The organism is Pseudomonas sp. NPDC087598, from assembly GCF_044743525.1.
GTDB lineage: Bacteria > Pseudomonadota > Gammaproteobacteria > Pseudomonadales > Pseudomonadaceae > Aquipseudomonas.
Genome location: NZ_JBIUWQ010000005.1, coordinates 134846 through 155634 on the forward strand (window position 1 = coordinate 134846; position 20789 = coordinate 155634).

Below are 20789 nucleotides of genomic sequence, written 5' to 3' on the forward strand. Positions count from 1 at the left end.
CAGGCCACGTTTAGATAAAGGGGGCGGGCCACGGATTTGAAGTTTATTCAAGAAAACGTGGCCTGTGCCCGTTTTCTTCACAAATGTTTATTCCAAATTTTGAGAATGTGTTGATTCCATTTTATTCAATTCCATTTAAGAGGTGGTGTCGTGACTAGGCAAGATATTAAAAGTGGGTGTATTTGTCTAGATAATCATATCGAGATTGGAAAAGATTTAACGTTAACTGCGCTTATTGAACAGGGTGTTAAGTTTGATGGTGAAATAGATATGGGTAATGGCTGGATGCTGTTTTCCAGTTGGAATCATTGCATTTTAGGTCGCCAAGTTAATGTGAACTTCAGTTTTTTCAAAGGTTGTCTGAAAAAATTTGGGTTCGCGTTGATAAGTGGTGATGGGCGTGATCTCGAAGGACTAAAGATCAAGCACGACGCCCTATTAAATGAATGGTTTGGTATTCCTCAGAAAAAAATGAAATTCTAATAGCTTATGATTTTGTATGGGGAGATGTATCGTCGCAATTGGATCCAAGAGGTGGGTCGTGTAGCGTTGAATTCTTTTGGAGTTGAGGGGGTGGCGCGAAAGGGGGGTGTGTTTTATTTCTTGATTGAAAAATAAATCTGCCGCGTTTTTATGTGTCGACTCTCTTTAAAATTTAGAATGCTAATGTTTTGAGGTTGTGAGAATGGTAAATCTTATCGAGCGTGTAAGGAAAGTGATAGTGCATGCTGATGGAAAAATCTCTGAGAGTTTTTATGACTGGCAGGGTCGTGGAACTGATTTTGAAGTTCGAAAAGCTCAAGTTCAACACGTTAGTGTGAGCAAGGTTGTAGAGATAAGAACATATTTAGTTTCGGATAGCGACTCGGAAGTTTTGTTCCGTGCTGCAGGTGTTCCTTGCATATTGCCGGATAGGACTGGCGTCTTGGTGGTATTTAACGATGAGCCATCAAAGTTTGATTGTCCTGATGCGCCTTGGTTCTTTGGCTTTCCTCATAATGCGGCAATTTATAATGTTGATGGCTCTTTACGTTATCAACTTGAAAATCCTCATGGCGAAGGCAGCTACATAGGTGCCGTCCATCAAGATGTAACGCAAGATGCCCAGCCCGCATTAGGGGTCTTGGTCAACGAAATAGGAAAAAATCCAGAGTTTTTATGTCTGGTTGATCCTGAAAGCTCGAAGTTGATTTCTACGTGGAAGTGGATTCGTTATTAACCGAAGGGGGCGAATTACATTCAGCCAGTATTGTAAAAAGCGCCCTTCGTTTAACCCATTTCATTTCGGCGCAAACAGTGACTTCAGCAACGAAATGTCGCAGTAACGCTACTCGCGCTCTTTGACGTCCCAACGGTGACCATTTATGATGCGCCATCATTTTGGCATCGCTTTGCCGTGGGTCGTTTAAACGTGCCTTCCTGCGTTCTCCGCACGTCAACCTAGCCTCAATAATTCCCGTTATCGGCCTACGCCGTCATTTCAGGTGCTCAACAACGTGTCTGTTCCGAAAATCTCCGTCGTCATTCCCACGTACAACGTTGAGTCCTACATCGCTGAAACGCTCGATTCGCTGATCAACCAGGCCGTGCCGTTGCATGAAATCATCCTGATCAACGACGGCTCGACCGACGGCACACTTGGCGTCATTGAGGAAGGCTTTGGTCATCGTGCGGAAGTCAAAGTGGTGACCCAGGATAATCAGGGTGTGGGTGCAGCACGGCGCAACGGCCTGGCGCTGGCGAGCGGGGAGTATGTGTTCTTCTGCGATCCGGACGATGTCGTCAGCCCTGAGCTGTTCAGTACGTTGGTGGAGCAGGTTCAGGCCAACGCGGCGCTGGAGTTGTTCTATTTTTCCAAGCGTTCGTACACTGAAGTGGACGGCAAGAAGCAGTTCTTGCGACGTAACACCGCCGCCAGTCGCAATGGCTGGTTCGATGCCGGACGCGACTTGCTGGAGGACCTGATTCTGTCCGGCAAGTATCACGCGGCGACGTGGCAGTACATTTTCAAGCGTTCGGTGTGCGAGCGTTTCGCGGTGCGGCTGGAAGGGCGCGCTCACGAAGATCATGTGTTCAGCATGAACATTTATCTGCACAGCCACGCCACGTTTGCCACCGCGGCGGACTATTACTTTCAACGGGTCAGGAGCGGCTCGCTGACGCAAAGCCATAAGGATGTCGAGTACGTGATGGGCAGTTATGCCGCGTATCGCGACACCCTGGCAGCGTTGAAGAAACATGTCGGCTCGTTCAATGCCGGACGTGAAGTGGCGCTTAATTTCATGGAGCGCAATGTCGATGCACTGATCACCAAGTGCATCAAGTACGGTGTGCCGTTGCCGCAGCAGATCACTTCGATGACTCGGCAAGACAGCCGCGATTGCGGGGTGGTGGTGCATCCTCGCTGGACACTGCTGTTTCCGCGCATTGCTCACGGGGTGCGCAAATTGCGTTTCACGTTGAAGCAGCTGCGCAGGAGTCGAAAAGGCTCCGTTCAGGGTTAGTTTTTCACTCGCTGAAAAGTGCAAAAAGGGGCGAATTCATATCGATGAATTCGCCCCTTTTTATTGCGCCTGTACACGGTTTTCAACGAAACGCCGGCACCACATGCTTGATAAACAACTCTAACGACTTCTTCTTTTCCTCATGCGGCAAGCTGTTATCACACCAAAAACTGAACTCATCCACCCCCAGTTCCTGGTAGTACTTGATCCGCGGAATAATCTCTTCCGGCGTGCCAATCATCGCCGTTTTGTGCAGGCTCTCCAGTTCAAACTCCGGACGCCCGGCAAACTTCTCTTCCGGGCTCGGCGCGAGGAAGCCGTTGACCGGCGTCTCCTTGTTACCAAACCACGCATCGAAGGTGCGGTAGAAACGGGAGATGGCTTTCGCGCCGATTTTCCAGCCATCCGGATCATCAGCCGTGTGCACATGCGTATGACGCAGCACCATCAATTGCGGGCGCGGCACGTCGGGGTTGTTGTCCAGCGCCGTCTGGAATTTGTTCTTCAGGTCGAGGACTTCTTCGTCGCCCTTCATCAGCGGCGTGACCATCACGTTGCAGCCGTTGGCCACGGCGAAGTTGTGCGAATCCGGGTCGCGGGCGGCGATCCACATTGGCGGATTCGGCTTCTGAATCGGCTTCGGCACACTGGTGGAAGTGGGGAATTTCCAGATATCGCCGTCGTGGGCGTAGTCGCCTTGCCACAGGGCGCGAACCACCGGGACCATTTCCCGCAGCGCCTGGCCGCCGGATGAGGCAGGCATGCCGCCGGCCATGCGATCGAATTCAACTTGGTAGGCGCCGCGGGCGAGGCCGACTTCCATGCGGCCGTTGCTGATGACGTCGAGCAACGCGCATTCGCCCGCGACCCGCAGCGGATGCCAGAACGGCGCGATGATGGTGCCGGCGCCGAGGTGGATGATGGTGGTTTTCGCGGCGAGGTAGGCGAGCAGCGGCATCGGGCTCGGCGAGATTGTGTATTCCATGGCGTGGTGTTCGCCGATCCACACGGTGCTGAAACCGCCGGCCTCGGCCATCAGGGTCAGTTCGGTGAGGTCTTCGAACAGTTGGCGGTGGCTGACGCTTTCGTCCCAGCGTTCCATGTGGATGAACAGGGAAAATTTCATGACGCTTCCTCGGATCTTTTGTTGTTGAGGCGAAACCTGTAAGGGCGACCTGCTTGTGATGGCGGCGTGTCAGAAAACACATCGGCGGCTGATACACCGTTTTCGCGAGCAGGCTCGCTCCTACATGGGATGTGTTTGCCTGAGGTCAGGCCAGGACGGGCAGGGCGCCCATCTTGCCGTGGCAGTACACCAGCGGCCCGGCGATCTGTTCGGGAACGATGAGGTTCTTCACCGCGCCGACCATGATGGCGTGGTCGCCGCCTTCATATTCGCGCCACAACTCACACTCGATGATAGCTGTTGCATTGGCCAGGATCGGATTGCCCAACTCGCTCAGCGTCCACTCGATACCTTGCGCCTTGTCCTTGCCTTTACGGGCGAAGGCGTAGGCTTCGCTCTGCTGGCTGCCGGACAGGACATGAATCGCAAAACGCTTGTTCTTGATCAGGACAGGATAGGAGTCGGAACTGTAATTGGGGCAGAACAGCACCAGGGCCGGGTCCATCGACAGCGAACTGAAAGCGCTGGCGGTCAGGCCGACGATCTGTCCGTCGTCATCCAGGGTGGTGATCACGGTGACGCCGGACGGGAACGAACCCATGACTTGTTTATAGATGGCCGCATCGATCATTGGACGATCCTCGGGTATTGTGACGCTGTTTTTATGTGTTTGTTGGTCTGATGGTATACCACTATTTTATCTTTGCAAGGGCTTTTAAGCTGAACCGATAAACGTACCGCGTTCGTCGGAAACTCAGTGTTTATGGGGCTTTCGGCTGGCAGGAACGCCGCGGCATCAGCGAGGATGGCGTATCAGATGGCGTCGTAAACTACGGATCAGTCTTGTGAAATGTTTGGAATACCATAATATGGTCGGCATCTAAGGGGCGGCCCGAAAGTCCCCCCGGTTTGGCTTCATACAACGATAAGAACAGACAAACTCGAGTTCATGCATATGTCCCAGATGTCCCGGCAAGATCCGTTGATCGAGAATCACACGGTCGACTACGTCCCACTCGCGGAACGCCACGGGAAGGCCCGCGACCTTTTCACTCTTTGGTTCAGCACCAACATTGCGCCACTGCCCATCGTCACCGGCGCCATGGTGGTTCAGGTGTTCCATCTCGATTTGTTCTGGGGGCTGCTGGCGATTGCGCTGGGGCACATGATCGGTGGTGTGGTGATCGCTCTGGCCTCGGCGCAAGGCCCGCGCATGGGCATTCCGCAAATGGTCCAGAGCCGTGGCCAGTTCGGGCGTTATGGCGCGCTGCTGATCGTGTTCTTTGCGGCGATCATCTATATCGGTTTCTTCATTTCCAACATCGTGCTGGCGGGTAAATCCATCGTCGGCATTGCGCCGTCGGTGCCCGCGCCGTTGAGCATCTTGATCGGCGCGCTGGCCGCTACGGCGATCGGCGTGATCGGCTACAACTTCATCCATACGCTGAATCGCATCGGCACCTGGGTGATGGGCAGTGCGTTGCTGGCCGGGTTCATCTACATCTTCGCCCATGACTTGCCGGCTGACTTTCTGACTCGCGGCAGTTTCAACCTGTCCGGCTGGCTGGAGACGGTGTCGTTGGGGATCATCTGGCAGATCAGCTTCTCGCCGTACGTGTCCGATTATTCGCGTTACCTGCCGGCGGATATCGGCATTGCCAAGCCGTTCTGGGCGACCTATCTGGGCGCGACGCTGGGGACGATTCTGTCGTTCAGCTTCGGCGCAGTGGCCGTGCTGGCCACTCCGGAAGGCACCGAAGCGATGGTTGCGGTCAAGCAGTCGACGGGGTGGTTGGGGCCGATTCTGATGGTGCTGTTCCTGCTGAATATCATCAGCCACAACGCGCTGAATCTGTATGGCGCGGTGCTGTCGATCATCACCTCGATCCAGACCTTCGCCAGCCAATGGACGCCGAGCATCAAGGTGCGCGTGATGCTGTCGAGCGTGGTGCTGGCCGGTTGCTGTGTGGTGGCGCTCGGGGCGTCGGCGGATTTCATTTCCGAGTTCATCGGATTGATTCTTGCGCTGTTGCTGGTCTTGGTGCCGTGGGCGTCGATCAACCTGATCGACTTTTACCTGATCAAGCGCGGCGACTACGACATCACCTCGATCTTCAGTGCCGACGGCGGGATTTACGGGCGCTTCAATCTGCACGCGATCGTTGCCTATTTCATCGGCATCATCGTGCAGCTGCCGTTCGCCAATACCTCGCTGTACGTCGGGCCTTACGCCAACCTGGTCGATGGTGCGGATCTGTCGTGGCTGGTCGGCCTGGTGGTGACCGTTCCGCTGTATTACTGCCTGGCAACTCGCGGCCAGACCGAGCAAAGCAGGGCTGCACGGTTGGGTTACACAGACTGAATCATTCAGCCAGTAAAACTGTGGCGAGGGAGCTTGCTCCCGCTGGGCCGCGAAGCGGACCTTGCTCTTCGCGCCCCAAAAGCAGGGGCCTGCTGCGCAGTCCAGCGGGAGCAAGCTCCCTCGCCACAATGAATCTTCGCTCACACTGTCACCTGGCTACACAGCATCAGAGCCATGCCGACCTCTCTTCCGCATTCCGGCGGTCATTCAAAATGGCCACATCGATCCCCTTTTGGCCAATCCCCCACTGTGATCCGTGTGCGCGGTCAGCAAGAATCAAAGCCATAACGAGATGCCAGACCTTTTTGCCCTCGGCTACCTTTAACGCCGCTGCCGTGTACAGAACATAAAAACCATCGAACTCACGCCGCTTTTTGGGGAAACAACCATGGTCACGATGAAACGTATTCTGGGTGCCACCGTGTGTGGGCTGACGCTGCTGGCCAGCGCCGTGCACGCCGAGCAACGCGAACTGCGGGTGTACAACTGGGCGGATTACATCCTGCCGTCCGTGCCCAAGGATTTCGCCGCGAAAACCAACATCAAAGTGACCTGGGATACCTTCGACACCAATGAATCCCTGGAAGCCAAACTGCTGACCGGCAACTCCGGTTACGACCTGGTGGTGCCGTCGAACCAATTCCTCGATACGCAGATCAAGGCCGGTGTGTTCCAGAAACTCGACAAGTCCAAGTTGCCGAACTGGAGTCACCAGGATCCGGAGCTGCTGAAGCTGCTGGACAAGAACGACCCCGGCAACCAGTACGGCGTGCCCTACATGGTCGGTACCGTGCTGATCGGCTTCAACCCGGCCAAGGTCAAGGCTGCACTGGGCGACAACGCGCCGGTGGACAGTTGGGATCTGGTGTTCAAACCGGAAAACATGGAGAAGCTCAAATCCTGCGGCGTGGCGATGCTCGATTCGCCATCGGAGATCTTGCCGCTGGCCCTGCATTATCTCGGCCTCGACCCGAACAGCCAAAACCCTGCCGACTATGAAAAAGCCAAGGCGTTGATGCTCAAGGTTCGTCCGTACGTGACCTACTTCAACTCGGCCAAATACATGACTGACATCGCCAATGGCGATATCTGCGTGGCCATCGGTTACTCCGGCAGCTTCTACCAGTTCGGCAACCGCGCCAAAGAAGCGGGCAACGGCGTGGTGGTCGACTGGCGCTTGCCGAAGGAAGGCGCGCCGATCTGGTTCGACACCTTCGCCATTCCGAAAAGCGCGAAGAACGTCGCCGAGGCCCATGAATTCCTCAACAACCTGCTCGATCCGAAAGTCATCGCGCCGATCAGCGACTTCCTCGGTTATCCGAATGCGAACAAGGATTCGATGCCGTTGATCAACAAGGAAATCACCGGCAATCCGAACCTGACACCGACGCCCGAAGCGCTGAAAAACCTTTACGTCGTCCAGCCTTTGCCGCAGAAGCTTGAGCGCGTACGCACCCGAGTCTGGACCAGTATCAAATCCGATAAATAGAGGCTCGGTCCTGCATGGGCAATCGCGGTTGCCCATGCGCAGGAGCATCTGGCGGTGATTCAGATTCTTTGCATCTGCCAGATGTGATTGACCGATTGGTAGTCTTGCAAAAGCGAGCGTTCAAGGAAACCGATCAGTTCGTCCCGACCATTCCAGATCACCATCAGATGTAAATTGGGATCGTAGTAATAAAGTTGCCCGTTAGATCCGAACAACCATGAGCTTTTAGTGCTGACAATGGCGATGGCATGAGAGGCGGTGGTTTTGGCTTTGACACCGAGCAAGTAATAACGAGGTGTGTCCTCGAGTTTTCTAAGCTCTGTGGTCAGCGTGTCCAGGGTGGCGGGAGTTTTCTCATCGATAACCTTCAATCGACGAAGCTCCTGCAGTTTGACCTTGTCCGTGGTTTTGTTGGCGAGTGACTCAGTGATTGGTTTCTGCTGCCGAAGAAAATCCACCTCTTCGGCCGCAAAGGTGGCAGCCATGATCTTGTAGGCTGAAAGGTCTTTTTTCAGCAGTTCAATATCCTGCTCTTCCGGTGGTAACCGCTTAAGGGCGTCGGTGCGCTCAGCGATACTTTGTCCGAATTGTTCGATTTCCTGCTTTCTTCTCACGCGTTGTGCTTGCTCATCCTTCAGTTGCTGCAGCAGCGCGCTACTGCTCAGAACCGCTTGCTCCTTGAGATGCCGGACATAAAATGCGCTTTTTTCTTCGGCCAGTGAAGCTTGCTGGCACCACTGTATTGCCGTCTCGGGACTGTCCATCATTTGCGTGAGCCATTCCGAGGTCAACGATAAACAGATGTCAGGTTGGTAGGTATTGGCCGGATGCTTTTTCATGTTTTCAACTTCCCTGTGCGTGAGCACGATCAGCAACCATGTCGGGGGAACAGCAGCGTTTAACTGTAGCTCACAGCCGGTACGCAGGGGCTTCATGCCTGATCATTTCGGGTTTTGTCGGACCCCGTCGGTTTTCTCGCCGTCCTTGCTGATAAACAAGCTCAGCAGCACCGACCCCAGAATCACCCCGCCCACCACCGCCAGCGACCACTCCACCGGCATGTGGAACCACGGCATCAGCGTCATCTTGCCGCCAATGAACACCAGCACAATCGCCAATCCGTACTTGAGCAAATGAAAGCGGTCAGCCATGTCCGCCAGCAGGAAGTACAGCGCCCGCAGGCCCATGATTGCGAAGATGTTCGAGGTGAACACGATAAACGGATCGGTGGTCACGGCGAAGATCGCCGGGATACTGTCAACCGCGAACATCAGGTCGCTGGCCTCGATCAGCACCAGCACCAGAAACATCGGCGTGGCCCAGCGCACGCCGTTCTGCATCACGAAAAACCGCTCGCCATGAAAGCCGCTGGTAATCCGTAAATGCCCGCGCACCCAGCGCAGTAACGGGTTGTTGTCCAGATCCGGTTGCTGATCGGCAAACACCAGCATCTTGATCCCGGTGATGATCAGGAACACGCCGAAGGCATACAGCAGCCATTCGAACTGCGACACCAGCCACACGCCGGCGAAAATCATCACCGCACGCATCGCGATTGCGCCGAGCACGCCGTACAGCAGAACTCGGCGCTGTAACTCCGGTGGCACGGCGAAGTAGCTGAAGATCATCACAAAGATGAACATGTTGTCGATCGACAGTGACTGCTCGATCAGATAGCCGGTGAGGAACTCCAGAGTCTTTTGCCGGGCAATTTCGCCGCCGAACTCGCCGTTCAGATACCACCAGAGCAGGCCCGCAAACGACAGTGCCAACAAGCACCAGGCAATGACCCAGGACAAGGCTTCGCGCACTGACACCCGATGCGCCTTGCGTCCTCCGAACACGAACAGGTCCAATGCCAGCATGGCCAGAACGAAAACGATGAAGGCGCCCCACATCCACGGTTCGCCGATATTGATGTGCGTGGCTGGCATGTTCGCGCTCCCTGTCTGGTTTGATGAGGGTCTGACGAAGCCATGCTAGCGACGGGTTTGCGTCAAAGAAAAATCGTTTATTTCTGGGGCAGAGTTCGTTAAAAACGAAGTGTCGGCCCCTGCAGTATTCCGACCCTTCCTCGATTACCGGTGCGCGCCCCTGGCGCAACCCTTACGGAGCGGTACTTTCAGCGATGACCGATGACACTCTGGAACCTCAAGCGGTGTGCAGTCCGATCACCAGCAGCGCGATTTTTATCGTCGCGACACTCAATGCCGGTACCGAAGCGAGCGACACCGTAAAAGGCTGGTGCGCTGATCTCGCCGGGCTGGTGCGATCGGTGGGCAAACGCGTACCGGCAGGCAATCTGTCCTGCGTTTGCGGTTTTTCCTCGAATGCCTGGGATCGTCTTTTCGGCAGCCCGCGTCCGGCGTCACTCCACGGATTTCGTGATTTTGGCGGGGCAGGGCGCCACGCCCCCGCGACCCCCGGTGACTTGCTGCTGCACATCCGTGCCGATCAAATGGATCTGTGTTTCGAACTGGCGACGCAGATCATGGCAGCGCTGGGCGATGCCGTGACCGTGGTCGATGAGGTTCAGGGATTCCGCTATTTCGACATGCGCAGCATCATCGGTTTTGTCGACGGCACGGAAAACCCGGTCGGGCGCAAAGCCGTGAATTTCACCATCGTCGGCGATGAGGATCCGGACTTCAGCGGCGGCAGTTACGTGCTGGTGCAGAAGTATCTGCACAACATGAACGCGTGGAACCAATTGAGCGTCGAGGCGCAGGAACGCGTGATCGGGCGCAAGAAATTGTCCGATATCGAACTGGACGATTCGGTCAAACCGAGCAACTCCCACAGTGCGCTGACGACGATCACCACAGCAGACGGCGAGGAGGTGAAAATCCTCCGTGACAACATGCCGTTCGGCCGGCCTGGGGCCGGGGAGTTCGGTACGTTCTTTATCGGCTATGCGCGTTCGCCAGAGCCGATGGAGCAGATGCTGGAAAACATGTTTGTCGGCAAACCGCCGGGCAACTACGACAAGCTGCTGGACTTCAGCACCGCGGTGACCGGTAGCCTGTACTTTGTGCCGTCCGCCGACTTGCTGGAAGCGCTGGCCGATCGCTGATCAGCGGAAAAACTCCCCCGGTGTCTCACCAAACTGCTGACGAAACGCCGCGATGAACGCCGACGTCGAGTCGTAACCGCAGCCCAGCGCGACGTCGGTGACGCGTTCGCCTTTCTCCAGTGGCGTCAGCGCACCGAGCAGGCGCAAACGCTGGCGCCAGGCGCGAAAGGTCAGGCCGGTATCGCGCAGAAACAGGCGCGTGAGGGTCTTTTCGGTGACACCGAATTTGTCGCTCCAGTGGCTCAGCGTGGTCTGTTGTTCCGGGTGTTGCTCCAGGCTCTGATAGATCTGCCGCAAACGGGCGTCCTGGGGCAGCGGCAGCATCAGGTCGATGTGTGGCGCGTCGGCCAGTTGATCGAGGATAACCTGGGCGAGGCGCCCGTGAGCACCGCGCTCATCGTATTCCACCGGCACCTGGCTGAAGGCGCGGATCAGTTCCCTGAGCAGATCGCTGACGCCGAGCACATGACAGCGCTCGATCTCCCGCGAGGCGACACTGCAATCGATGTACAGGCTGCGCATCTCGGTGTGCGGCGAACTGAATACGCGATGCGGTACGCCGGCCGGAATCCACACCGCACGCTCCGGCGGCGCGACGAAACGTCCGGCGCTGGTCTGCACCTCCAGTACGCCTTGAATCGCATAAGACAATTGCACCCACGGATGGCTGTGACGCCGGGTCAGTGCGCGATTGGGCAGCGATTCGGTACGACCGTACAGAGGACGCGGCAGGCTGGGCAGCCCGGGAATGCTGCGTCGAACGCTTTTGTCCTGTCCTTTAGGCGGCATCTGTCGGCTCTTCGGCGTTAGTCGGTAATTGCCTGTCACGTTAAAGTCGCTGGCACGCCCTGGCAACCCCGGATGAACAGATCATGACGCGCCCAAGATTCCTTCCCGATAATTTCACCCTGACGCTGATCGGCGTTGTGCTGCTGGCAAGCTTTCTGCCGGCCAGCGGTCAGGTCGCGGTCGGCTTTGGCTGGCTGACCAATATCGCCATCGCGCTGCTGTTTTTCCTGCACGGCGCCAAGCTTTCCCGCGAGTCGATCATCGCCGGTGCCGGCCACTGGCGCCTGCATCTGCTGGTGTTCAGCCTGACCTTCGTGCTGTTCCCGCTGCTGGGGCTGGCGCTGAAACCGCTGCTGTCGCCGCTGATCGGTGACAAGCTATACATGGGCATGCTTTACCTGTGCGCATTGCCCGCCACCGTGCAGTCGGCGATTGCCTTTACCTCGCTGGCGCGGGGTAATATTCCGGCGGCGATTTGCAGCGCAGCAGCGTCCAGCCTGTTCGGGATTTTCCTCACGCCGTTGCTGGTGACGTTGCTGCTCAACGTGCATGGCGACGGCGGCTCGACTCTCGATGCAATCCTGAAAATCAGCGTGCAACTGCTGCTGCCATTCATTGCCGGGCAAATCGCCCGGCGCTGGATCGGCGCGTGGGTAGGGCGCAACAAGAACTGGCTGAAGTTTGTCGATCAGGGCTCGATTCTGCTGGTGGTGTACGGCGCGTTCAGCGAAGCGGTCAACGAAGGCATCTGGCATCAGATTCCGCTCTTCGAACTGCTCGGGCTGGTGGTGGTCTGCTGCATCTTGCTCGCGCTGGTATTGCTGGCGTCGACGCTGTTGGGCAAAGCGTTCGGCTTCAGTCAGGAAGACCGCATCACCATATTGTTCTGCGGCTCGAAAAAGAGCCTGGCGACCGGCGTGCCGATGGCGCAGGTGTTGTTCGCCGGCAGCACCATTGGTGTGTTGATCCTGCCATTGATGCTGTTCCATCAGATTCAATTGATGGTCTGCGCGGTGCTTGCGCAGCGCTATGCGAAACGTCCGGAGTCGGTGCCTGAGTTGATGGCACAAGTCGATCCGTAACGCTAACCTGTTGGAACTGCCGCAGGCTGCTCAAGGTTTGTGAGGTGTCGGGTTTATGCATCCGTTTTCGATTCAACATATTGATCACATCGTGCTGCGCGTCGCCGACCTGCAGCGCAGCATCGACTTTTACGCCAAGGTGTTCGGCGCCGACGTGGTCAAACGCAATGATCCGCTGGGTCTGGTGCATTTGCGCGCCGGGTCGTCGCTGATCGATCTCGTCGACCTGGCGGGCGAACTTGGCCGCAAGGGCGGCGGGGCGGCCGGTGCCGAGCGACGCAATGTCGATCACTTCTGTCTGCGCATCGAACCTTTCGATGAAGCGGCGCTGACCGCGCACTTGCAGTCCCACGGTCTCAGTGTCGAAAAAGCCGCCACCCGCTTCGGTGCCGAGGGCAACGGCCTGTCGCTGTACTGCTTCGATCCGGACGGCAATCAGGTCGAGCTCAAAGGCCCGTCCGTGGCTTAGGCCCGTTTTGCCATCAACAGCACTGAAGCCGCCGCCGACAACAATCCCGCGCAGCAACGATTGAACAGGCGTTTGCCGCGCGGTTCGGCGAACCAGCGGCGCATGTGCAGGCCCATCCACGCGTAAGCGCTGATGGCGATCCATTCCAGCAGCAGAAACAGCACGCCGAGCACGGCGAATTGCGCCGGCACCGGCCGGGCAGGGTCAACGAACTGCGGCAGGAACGCGGTGAACAGCAGGATCGCTTTCGGATTACCCGCTGCGACGAGGAACTCCTGCCGGGCCAATGCGAAGAAGCCGACTGCCGCCCCCTTCTTCAATTGTTCAGCCTCAGGATTGGCCCGCCACAATTGCCAGGCCAGGTACAACAGATACGCCGCGCCAATGATCTTGATCGCATGGAACAGCCATTCCGAGGTTTGCAGCACCACCGACAACCCGGCGCCGGCGAGGGCGATCATCCCGGCGAACGCCAGAATCCGCCCGATCCCCGCCGAGCAGGCGCGACGAAAGCCATAGCGGGTCGCGTTGCTGACCGACAGCAGGTTGTTGGGGCCGGGGGCCATGTTCAGGGCGAAACAGGCCGGAAGAAACAACGAAAGCGTGGCGAGATCCATGTTGCGGGCTCCGGTGACGGGAAGCGCATTTTTATCACGGCCTCACGCTGGCCTGACCCATACAGTCATGCGCCGCTGTCGCGGTACAGCGGCTGGCAGCGTTGGTCTTCGGGTAGAACTTTCCGCATGCAAGACGACTCTGTATGGGGCAGAGGGGTTGGTCTGGGCGAATAAAGCTATCTATCCGGTCAACAAGGGCGTATGCCCTGTAAGATCCGCCCTTCTGTTGCGAACCCCGCATGGCCCCAGGCGGCCCCACCAAGAGCGATATACATGCAAGCAAAGGCCCGTGAAGTTTATGTGCCACCAGTGCTGCAAGACCTGCGAGCCGGCACCGCCGAGCTGCACATTGCGCTGGAAAAACGCCTTCCATTTTTCTCCGATACCCTCGATACACCGGCCTTCCTGCGCCTGATGCAAGCCTATTACGGTTTCTATTTGCCGCTGGAAAGCACCTTGCAGCGCAGTGGGGCAGTCCCCGACGATTTCGACCTGACGCCACGCCTCAAGAGTCAAACCCTGCGCAGCGACCTGCAAGCGCTGGGCGTTACCCCGCCAATCCTGGAAAATCTGCCGATCTGCGCGCAACTGCCGGTGATTGATTCGAGCGCGGCCTGCCTGGGTGTGCTGTACGTGCTCGAAGGTGCAACGCTCGGCGGGCAGATCCTGCGCCGGGAAATCTCCGCACGGCTCGGCCTGGAAGCCGACAACGGTGCGGCTTTTCTCGACATCTACGGCGCCGCCACCGGTCGCCGCTGGCGAGATTTCATCGAATACCTGGGCAATCGCCCGATGGCCGCCGTCGAGCGCGAAGCCGTCGTGCACGCTGCACAAACCACATTCAGCTGTTTCGAGCACTGGCTCGAACGCCGGGAGGTACTGGCATGACCCCGCAAGACAAAGAAGCGTTTGAAGAACTGCTGGCCAACTGTGCCGACGAGCCGATCCGTTTTCCCGGCGCGATCCAGCCGCATGGCTTGCTATTGACCCTGAGCGAGCCTGCACTTGAGATCATTCAGGTCAGCGCCAACGTCGACACCTTGCTGGGTCAGGCTCCGCAAGCGTTGATTGGCCAACCGCTGCAAAGCCTGCTTGGCGATGTGCATACCAGCCAGGTCCGCGAAGCTTTGCAGCAACCGGCCTTTTTCGATGCGCCGCCGCTGCATTTCCATCTCAACGGCACCGCGTTCGAAGGCTTGCTGCACCGGCATCAGGGTGTATTGATTCTGGAACTGGAGATCCACGTCGAGAACTTCCAGCCGCGTAATGTCGCCGGCAACCAGACGAATCTGGGGCGGATGCTCCAGCGTCTGCAAGCGGCCAAGTCGCTGCAGGCGCTGTACGACATCAGCGTCAAGGAAATCCAGGCCATGACCGGTTACGACCGGGTGCTGATCTATCGTTTCGAGGAGGAGGGCCACGGTCAGGTCATCGCCGAAGCGTCCGACCCGTCGATGGAAGTGTTCAATGGCTTGTTCTTCCCGGCCTCGGACATTCCCGAGCAGGCGCGCGAGTTGTACCGCACCAATTGGCTGCGGATCATCCCCAACGCCGACTACCAACCGGTGCCGCTAGTGCCGAAGCTGCGTCCGGACACGCAAACGCCGCTGGACCTGAGCTTCGCAACCCTGCGCAGCGTGTCGCCGATCCACTGCCAGTACATGAAGAACATGGGTGTGTTGTCGTCGATGAGCATTTCCCTGCTCAAGGGCGACAAGCTCTGGGGCCTGATCAGTTGCGGCAATCGTCAGCCGCTGCATGTGCCGCATGAACTGCGCACCGCGTGCCAAACCATCGGCCAGGTGCTGTCGCTGCAGATCAGCGCGATGGAGGCGCTGGAAGTCAGCCGTCAGCGCGAGGAAAAAGTCGAGGCACTGGCGCTGCTCAATCAGGCGATGATCGATTCGCCGCAGAACGTCTTCGATGGTTTGGCCAATCAGCCGCAAGTGCTCATGGCGCTGGCCAATGCCGGCGGTATCGCGATCATCGAAGACAAGCAGTTGCACCGTTACGGCAACTGCCCGGAACCGGATGAAATCCGTGCGTTGCACAAATGGTTGCAGGAAATCGGCGAGCCGGTTTTCGCCAGTCACCACTTGGCCAGTGTGTTTCCACCGGCCGCGCAGTATCAGCAAGTGGCCAGCGGTGTACTTGCCATGAGCCTGCCGAAACCGGTGGACAACGGCGTGCTGTGGTTCCGTCCGGAAGTGAAGGAAAACATCAACTGGAGCGGCGATCCGCGCAAGCCGCTGGATCTGGAAAATTCCGATGCCGGGCTGCGTCTGCGCCCGCGCACCTCGTTCGAAATCTGGAAAGTCGAGATGGCCGGGATCTCCACCAAGTGGAGCCATGGCGACTTGTTCGCGGCCAATGATTTGCGCCGCTCGGCGCTGGAAAACGACCTCGCGCGTCAGGTGCGTCGAGAGCAGGAAGCGGTGCGCGCCCGTGACGAACTGGTCGCCGTGGTATCCCACGATTTGCGCAATCCTATGACCGTCATCTCAATGCTCTGCGGCATGATGCAGAAGGCCTTCAGCTCCGATGGTCCGCACACTTCGCGGCGAATCTCCACGGCCATCGACACCATGCAACAGGCTGCCGGGCGCATGAATACGCTGCTGGAAGATTTGCTCGACACCTCGAAAATTGACGCCGGACGCTACAGCATCACGCCGCAGAAGCTCGACGTCAGCCAGATGTTCGAGGAGGCGCAGGCGCTGCTCGCACCACTGGCGGTGGATAAGGACATCAGCATTTCCTTCGCGGCTGATCCGGACCTGCGCATCCATGCCGACCCGGAACGGCTGTTTCAGGTGCTGTCGAATCTGGTCGGCAACGCCATCAAGTTCACTCCGCGCCTGGGCACGGTCGGTGTATCTGCCCAGTGCGTCGGCAACGAAATCGTCTTCACCGTGCGCGACAGTGGTGAAGGCATTTCCAAGGAAAACTTGCTACATGTGTTCGACCGTTACTGGACGATGAAGGAAGGCAACCCGACCGGCACTGGCCTCGGCCTATACATCACCCAAGGCATCGTTGAGGCCCATGGCGGACATATCGTCGCCGAAAGCGAGCTGGGGCAGGGCAGCGAATTCCGCTTTACCGTGCCGCGCCTGGACTGATCACCAGAACCACCACACCCCCTTGTGGAGCTGCCGGAGGCTGCGATCTTTTGATCTTGTTCTTAAAACAAAATCAAAAGATCGTCCGATCGCGGCCCGAGCCTTCGGCAGCTCCAAGGAAAGGGATTTATTGTCAGGGCGATTTTCTTCAATACCCGGGGGTGAGGCGCTGGTTAGGGTGAGCGCCTTGTTCCTGGTTTTGAAGAAGGTGTGCGATGAGTCTGATTGTTTCGATGGCGGCGTTTGCCCTGGCCGCGTCCATCACCCCCGGGCCGGTCAACATTGTGGCGCTGAGTTCCGGTGCGCAATTCGGTTTTCGTGCCAGTCAGCGGCATGTCGCCGGGGCGACGCTGGGGTTTGTGCTGCTGTTGGTGCTGATGGGACTGGGACTGCATGAAGTGCTCAAACTCTGGCCCTTCATGACACGGGTGGTGCAACTGGCGGGGGTGGCATTTCTGCTGTTCATGGCCTGGAAGCTCGCCAGCGATGACGGGCAACTGAACACCGGCGATTCGGCACGGGCGCCTTCGATGCTCTATGGCGCGGTGATGCAATGGCTGAACCCCAAAGCCTGGCTGGCCTGCGTGGCCGGAATGGGCGCGTTTGTCGCTGATGGCGAGGCGCGGCTGGTGTGGCAGTTTGCGGCGGTGTATCTGGTGATCTGCTACGTGTCGGTGGGTTGCTGGGTATATGCCGGGACGTTCTTGCGCGGGTATCTGGGGAATCCCGCAGGCATGCGCCTGTTCAATCGGAGCATGGCGCTGTTGTTGGCGTTGAGCGCAATCTACCTGTTATTCACTTGACCTTGTGGGATTGAGCCTGCTCGCGAATGCGTTGATTCAGTCGGTACATCCAGTGACTGACACACAGCATTCGCGAGCAGGCTCGCTCCCACAGGGGATGTTTTTTCAGCTTACGATTCAGTCGCCATCGCTACCGGGCGTTGCCGCCGCAAGTTAGTTGAACGGCTGCTGAAAAGCGCCACCCTCAATGTGATAGACCTTCGGTTCGTCCGAAAAATAGTTCTCCAGGCCCAGCATGAAGATTTGATGATCTTCACTCGCTTCGAAGCCCGGCGTGTGATCCTCGAGCGATTGCCAGCGCACGATCAGATTGAACACCTCGGGCGTTTCGATCCCCTGCGCGAGCAAGTGGCCGCCGTAACCCTTGGCGCGGCTGAGCAAGGGTTCGACCTTGGCAAATGCCTTCCGGAAAGCTTCAGTTTGCCCTTTGTGAACGGGTAGCAGCGCAATCTCGTAAATCATGGTGTTGTCCTCGAAGTGAGTTCAGCGATCGGCGAGCCGGGATGACGGCGCAACAGCAATCGCGATTTTCCCTTGAATCCCATTGTTGGGCGTTTCCAGCCGGGCATGGGCAAGCCCGATGTCGGCCAGCGAATACACCGCACCCACGTGCGGCCGTAACTGCCCGCGGTCGATCAAAGCGCTGAGCTCATCGAGCTTGCCGCGATTCTGCCGGGTGAATACGAAGTGGTAGCTGGCGTTTTTGCCCCAGGCTTGAATCAGATTCTGTGGCTGGGCAAGGTCCACGATCGAAACGACACGCCCCAGTTGAGCGAGCGCGTCGGGGCTGCGTGACAAGGTGTTGCCGCCGATGGTGTCGAACACCACATCGACGCCGCGACCGTCGGTTTCCCGCAGGATCGCGTCAACGTAATCCTCCTTTTCGTAGTCGATCAGCACATCGGCGCCCATCTGCCGTGCGAACTCGGCATTGGCTTCACGCACGGTGGTGAAGACCTTCGCGCCGATGGCTTTTGCCAACTGGATCGCGACATGACCGACGCCACCCGCACCGCCGTGCACCAGAATGCTTTCACCGACCCTGAGTGCCGCCCGCACGACGAGTGCTTCCCACGCCGTTCCGCCAACCAGACTCAGGCTTGCCGCTTCAAGGTGGCTCAGCGCAGCAGGTTTTTTCCCGACAATGCTTTCGGCCGCAACGTGGTATTCGGCGTAGCTGCCTGCCCCGTCAAATATTTGCGGGGTGTACCAGACCTCGTCGCCCGGCGCGAAAGCCGTCACCCCGGGGCCGATGGCTTCGACGACACCGGAGACGTCGTGCCCGGTGATGGCGGGGAGGGGCAACAGGTCGGCGTAGTCGCCTCGACGGACCTGATAATCCAGCGGATTGATGGAGGTGGCGTGAACCCGGACCAGCACTTCTCCCGCTTGTGGAACTGGTGTGGGGACGTCGCAAAGTTTGAACGATTCCGCGCCGCCAAATGATGTAAGGACCATCGCTTTCATTGCATTTCCTCGTTTCGGTAAAAAGGGATATCGGGAAATCTCGATATCATGGGGCAAAAAATTACAGCTCGCTGCCGATGATCTCGGCCAGCGCACTGATCGCTGCTTCGTTGCGTTTGTAGTAGGTCCACTGCCCGATGCGCCTGACTTCGACCAGGCCGGCGCGTTGCAGCGTCGCCAGATAATCGGACACCGTCGACTGCGACAGCCCGACGCCTTCCTGAATACTGCTGACGCAAACGCCCACTGTGTGCACGTCACCTTCATCCTGGGGAGGAAAGTGTTTCTCGGGGTCCTTCAAGCCTTTGAGGATTTCCAGGCGTGTACGGTTCGAGAGGGCTTTGAATATTTCGAGTAGTTCCATGCCGCGAAGATATCGAAATTTACCGATATGTCAATATTTCAATGCGAGGGTCATGCGCATTATGCTGTCATCTGACGCTGTGGGTTTCAGATGAAGTGTCAGCCGCGATACTGGCCCGGCGTCGCCGCGAGATGCTGTTTGAACGCTCGCTGAAAATGCGCCTGATCGGCAAACCCGGCTTCCAGCGCCACATCGGCGATCAACTGACCACTGCGCAAACGCCCACGGGCGAACTGGATGCGCTGGTTCACCAGAAACGCGTGCGGGGTCAAGCCGTAATGCTGTTTGAACGCACGAATCAGGTACGACGGCGACAGCTGCGCCGCGAGGCAGATGTCATCCAGGCTCAGCAGATCCGTGCAATGTTCGCGGATGTAATCGGCGGCGCGTTCAAGCTTGAAATTCGGCTCGCGCAACGGATGCTCTGCCGGGTTCAGGCGCAATTGCAGATCGCTGAAAAACTCCACTGCCGCGCTTTGTTTGCGCAAGACATCCTGTTGCTCATCGACCAATACGTCGTAAAGCGCGATCAGGTCGCGAAACAATCCAGGGTCCTGCAGATGCGTGGCGGAAAACCGGCGAAACTCAAGCTCGGCACTGAAGCCCAGTTGATGTTGCAGGTCCGTCAGCCATGGCGTTTCGACGTACAGCATCAGGTACGACCATGGCTGATCATTGATCGGATTGCACGCATGCACATCACCCGGATTCATCAGCACCACCGTGCCCGCCGCGACTTCGAACTGCGATTGTTCATGCACATAGGTGCTGCGCCCGGCGGTGATCGCGCCAATCGAAAAATGCGCATGGGAATGCCGGGCGTAACACACCTCGCGACCATCGGCGATCGCCCGCGCCTCGATGAAGGGCAGGGCGTCGTCGCGCCAGAAGCGCGGGGCTTTCTCAGGGTTTTTCGCGGCAGCGTGTTTCATCAACGTCATTCCCGGCAGGCCAGCGCCCGAGTGTATTAGCTCTGGCCGGCAAAGGCCCGCTCCAGTTCGGCAATGTCGAGTTTTTTCATCTGGAACATGGCCTGCATCGCGCGCTGGGATTTACTGGTGTCCGGGTCCTGCATCATCTGCATAAACGCCACCGGCACGATCTGCCACGACACCCCGAACTTGTCCTTGAGCCAGCCACATTGCTGGGCTTCGACGGGACCACCCTCGGACAGATTGCCCCAGAAGTGGTCAACCTCTTCCTGATTCTGGCAATTGACCTGAAACGAAATGGCCTCGCTGAACTTGAACATCGGCCCGCCATTGAGCCCGGTGAACGTCTGGCCGTCGAGTTCGAAACTGACGGTCATCACCGCACCTTCCGGCTTGCCGTGAAATTCCTGGCCAACCTTGCTGTAGTGGGTCAGGCCGGTGATTTTCGAATGGTCGAAGATCGCGCAGTAGAACTTCGCGGCGGCTTCGGCCTGATCGTCGAACCACAGGCACGGTGTGAGTTTTTGAAAGCGTTGCATGGCAGTCATCCTCGGCAGGTTAGACACGCAGGATTAACAGCGTAGTCAGTC

At 57.7% G+C, this 20789-nt stretch carries 22 protein-coding genes; 11 read left to right on the top strand and 11 right to left on the bottom strand.

The window, feature by feature from the left end:
- Window positions 1–150: 150 nt before the first annotated feature.
- The 3 genes from ACIOWE_RS04980 to ACIOWE_RS04990 all read left to right on the top strand — a co-directional run bounded on the left by ACIOWE_RS04980 (window position 151) and on the right by ACIOWE_RS04990 (window position 2504).
- On the top strand, window positions 151–483 hold the full coding sequence (locus tag ACIOWE_RS04980) for a hypothetical protein (RefSeq protein ID WP_401388080.1): 333 nt from the start codon (window positions 151–153) through the stop codon (window positions 481–483).
- 202 nt (window positions 484–685) lie between these two features.
- Complete coding sequence (locus ACIOWE_RS04985; RefSeq protein ID WP_401388083.1) at window positions 686–1219, top strand: hypothetical protein; 534 nt, start codon at window positions 686–688, stop codon at window positions 1217–1219.
- A gap of 277 nt (window positions 1220–1496) precedes the next feature.
- Complete coding sequence (locus ACIOWE_RS04990) at window positions 1497–2504, top strand: glycosyltransferase family 2 protein (RefSeq protein ID WP_401388086.1); 1008 nt, start codon at window positions 1497–1499, stop codon at window positions 2502–2504.
- An 82-nt stretch (window positions 2505–2586) separates the two neighbouring features.
- On the opposite strand, the gene ACIOWE_RS04995 is transcribed toward ACIOWE_RS04990, so the two are convergent.
- Both ACIOWE_RS04995 and ACIOWE_RS05000 read right to left on the bottom strand, forming a co-directional pair.
- Complete coding sequence (locus ACIOWE_RS04995) at window positions 2587–3630, bottom strand: LLM class flavin-dependent oxidoreductase (protein ID WP_401388089.1); 1044 nt, start codon at window positions 3628–3630, stop codon at window positions 2587–2589.
- Window positions 3631–3775: 145 nt separating this feature from the next.
- Window positions 3776–4261: a flavin reductase family protein gene (locus ACIOWE_RS05000; RefSeq protein ID WP_401388092.1), complete on the bottom strand. Its 486-nt coding sequence runs from the start codon at window positions 4259–4261 to the stop codon at window positions 3776–3778.
- 324 nt (window positions 4262–4585) lie between these two features.
- Here ACIOWE_RS05000 and ACIOWE_RS05005 point away from each other — a divergent pair, with 324 nt between their 5' ends.
- Both ACIOWE_RS05005 and ACIOWE_RS05010 read left to right on the top strand, forming a co-directional pair.
- A complete protein-coding gene (locus tag ACIOWE_RS05005) occupies window positions 4586–5992 on the top strand; it encodes a purine-cytosine permease family protein (protein ID WP_401388095.1) in 1407 nt (468 codons plus the stop codon).
- Window positions 5993–6380: 388 nt separating this feature from the next.
- Window positions 6381–7481: a polyamine ABC transporter substrate-binding protein gene (locus tag ACIOWE_RS05010; protein WP_401388098.1), complete on the top strand. Its 1101-nt coding sequence runs from the start codon at window positions 6381–6383 to the stop codon at window positions 7479–7481.
- A 59-nt stretch (window positions 7482–7540) separates the two neighbouring features.
- Here the strand turns inward: ACIOWE_RS05010 and ACIOWE_RS05015 are convergent, their stop codons facing one another.
- Entirely contained in the window at window positions 7541–8416 is an 876-nt protein-coding gene (locus ACIOWE_RS05015) for a hypothetical protein (RefSeq protein WP_401388101.1), read from the bottom strand.
- Window positions 8417–8422: 6 nt separating this feature from the next.
- Window positions 8423–9415, bottom strand: coding sequence for a TerC family protein (locus ACIOWE_RS05020; RefSeq protein WP_401388104.1), 993 nt, complete (start codon window positions 9413–9415; stop codon window positions 8423–8425).
- A gap of 194 nt (window positions 9416–9609) precedes the next feature.
- Between ACIOWE_RS05020 and ACIOWE_RS05025 the strand changes: the two genes are divergently transcribed.
- Entirely contained in the window at window positions 9610–10554 is a 945-nt protein-coding gene (locus ACIOWE_RS05025) for a Dyp-type peroxidase (RefSeq protein ID WP_401388107.1), read from the top strand.
- Here ACIOWE_RS05025 and ACIOWE_RS05030 read toward each other — a convergent pair whose 3' ends face one another.
- A complete protein-coding gene (locus ACIOWE_RS05030; RefSeq protein ID WP_201237861.1) occupies window positions 10555–11343 on the bottom strand; it encodes a helix-turn-helix domain-containing protein in 789 nt (262 codons plus the stop codon).
- 83 nt (window positions 11344–11426) lie between these two features.
- Here ACIOWE_RS05030 and ACIOWE_RS05035 point away from each other — a divergent pair, with 83 nt between their 5' ends.
- Both ACIOWE_RS05035 and ACIOWE_RS05040 read left to right on the top strand, forming a co-directional pair.
- Window positions 11427–12425 (top strand): bile acid:sodium symporter family protein, encoded by a 999-nt coding sequence (locus tag ACIOWE_RS05035; protein ID WP_401388111.1) that lies wholly within the window; start codon window positions 11427–11429, stop codon window positions 12423–12425.
- A 55-nt stretch (window positions 12426–12480) separates the two neighbouring features.
- Entirely contained in the window at window positions 12481–12894 is a 414-nt protein-coding gene (locus tag ACIOWE_RS05040) for a VOC family protein (protein ID WP_401388114.1), read from the top strand.
- Here the strand turns inward: ACIOWE_RS05040 and ACIOWE_RS05045 are convergent.
- Window positions 12891–13511, bottom strand: a complete 621-nt coding sequence (locus ACIOWE_RS05045) for a LysE family translocator (RefSeq protein ID WP_401388117.1) — start codon at window positions 13509–13511, stop codon at window positions 12891–12893. The genes ACIOWE_RS05040 and ACIOWE_RS05045 overlap by 4 nt on opposite strands.
- Window positions 13512–13784: 273 nt before the next feature.
- Here ACIOWE_RS05045 and ACIOWE_RS05050 point away from each other — a divergent pair, with 273 nt between their 5' ends.
- The 3 genes from ACIOWE_RS05050 to ACIOWE_RS05060 all read left to right on the top strand — a co-directional run bounded on the left by ACIOWE_RS05050 (window position 13785) and on the right by ACIOWE_RS05060 (window position 17436).
- On the top strand, window positions 13785–14399 hold the full coding sequence (locus ACIOWE_RS05050) for a biliverdin-producing heme oxygenase (protein WP_401388120.1): 615 nt from the start codon (window positions 13785–13787) through the stop codon (window positions 14397–14399).
- Entirely contained in the window at window positions 14396–16633 is a 2238-nt protein-coding gene (locus ACIOWE_RS05055) for an ATP-binding protein (protein ID WP_401388123.1), read from the top strand. Before ACIOWE_RS05050 ends, ACIOWE_RS05055 begins: the two co-directional genes overlap by 4 nt.
- A 215-nt stretch (window positions 16634–16848) precedes the next feature.
- Window positions 16849–17436: a LysE family translocator gene (locus tag ACIOWE_RS05060; protein WP_401388126.1), complete on the top strand. Its 588-nt coding sequence runs from the start codon at window positions 16849–16851 to the stop codon at window positions 17434–17436.
- Between the two features lie 153 nt (window positions 17437–17589).
- Here the strand turns inward: ACIOWE_RS05060 and ACIOWE_RS05065 are convergent, their stop codons facing one another.
- The 5 genes from ACIOWE_RS05065 to ACIOWE_RS05085 all read right to left on the bottom strand — a co-directional run bounded on the left by ACIOWE_RS05065 (window position 17590) and on the right by ACIOWE_RS05085 (window position 20738).
- A complete protein-coding gene (locus ACIOWE_RS05065) occupies window positions 17590–17898 on the bottom strand; it encodes an antibiotic biosynthesis monooxygenase family protein (RefSeq protein ID WP_401388129.1) in 309 nt (102 codons plus the stop codon).
- Window positions 17899–17919: 21 nt separating this feature from the next.
- Complete coding sequence (locus ACIOWE_RS05070) at window positions 17920–18903, bottom strand: zinc-dependent alcohol dehydrogenase family protein (protein ID WP_401388132.1); 984 nt, start codon at window positions 18901–18903, stop codon at window positions 17920–17922.
- A gap of 61 nt (window positions 18904–18964) precedes the next feature.
- Window positions 18965–19267, bottom strand: a complete 303-nt coding sequence (locus ACIOWE_RS05075; RefSeq protein WP_077572353.1) for a helix-turn-helix transcriptional regulator — start codon at window positions 19265–19267, stop codon at window positions 18965–18967.
- Window positions 19268–19365: 98 nt separating this feature from the next.
- Complete coding sequence (locus ACIOWE_RS05080) at window positions 19366–20199, bottom strand: helix-turn-helix domain-containing protein (protein ID WP_401388135.1); 834 nt, start codon at window positions 20197–20199, stop codon at window positions 19366–19368.
- 35 nt (window positions 20200–20234) lie between these two features.
- The gene (locus tag ACIOWE_RS05085) at window positions 20235–20738 is read right to left on the bottom strand and encodes a VOC family protein (protein ID WP_401388138.1); all 504 of its coding nucleotides are present in this window, start codon (window positions 20736–20738) and stop codon (window positions 20235–20237) included.
- Between the last annotated feature and the right edge of the window lie 51 nt (window positions 20739–20789).